Consider the following 664-nt stretch of genomic DNA (forward strand, 5'->3'; position numbering starts at 1 on the left):
TTGCTCTGCTTCAGGCCGCCCTTGTCGGTGAAGGTACCGTTGGCTTCGGGGGAGTTGTGGTCGATTTCCGGCATCTGCTCCAGGGCCTTCTGGTCCGACTTGGGCATCAGTTCCAGCCAATCGGTCTCCGGCAGTTCGCCAGCCTGGGCCAGGCCGCAGCCCAGTAGAACAAAGGTCAATAGAAGACGGCGCATGAGAGGGTGGCTCGGTCAAAAAGGAAGGACGGGAAACCCGGGCATTCTAGTGCCCAGACCGTCAGATGCGTTGAAGTTTCAGATGAAGAAAAAGGCTCCCCTCCGCCCGGACGGCAGAGGGGGCTTGCTGCGCGGCTCAGCTCTTTTTAACGAAGCCGTAAATCACCAGCAGGACGACCGCGCCCACCAGCGCACCGATGAAACCGGCGCCCTGGCCAGCCTGATAGATGCCCAGCGCCTGGCCGCCATAAGTGGCTGCCAGCGAACCGCCGATACCCAGCAGGATGGTCATGATCCAGCCCATGCTGTCGTCTCCCGGTTTGAGGAAACGCGCCAGCAGACCAACGATCAAGCCGATGAAAATGGTTCCGATAATGCCCATGGCTGTTCCTCTGTAGGGGGGGATCAAGCCAAAGCCTAGCCAGCACTTTGGCATCCTGCTATCAGAGAACGGCGGGGAACGAAGGGTC

At 60.1% G+C, this 664-nt stretch carries 1 protein-coding gene and 1 pseudogene; both read right to left on the reverse strand.

Translation table 11 applies throughout. The features are described from left to right. Nucleotides 1-194, reverse strand: a pseudogene (locus tag BLX41_RS33945) (DUF3299 domain-containing protein); the annotation flags it as partial. Between the two features lie 136 nt (nt 195-330). Beyond that, the gene (locus tag BLX41_RS31670; RefSeq protein ID WP_102862323.1) at nt 331-576 is read right to left on the reverse strand and encodes a GlsB/YeaQ/YmgE family stress response membrane protein; all 246 of its coding nucleotides are present in this window, start codon (nt 574-576) and stop codon (nt 331-333) included. Nucleotides 577-664: the final 88 nt, after the last annotated feature.

The organism is Pseudomonas protegens (assembly GCF_003732485.1).
Classification (GTDB): domain Bacteria; phylum Pseudomonadota; class Gammaproteobacteria; order Pseudomonadales; family Pseudomonadaceae; genus Aquipseudomonas; species Aquipseudomonas protegens_B.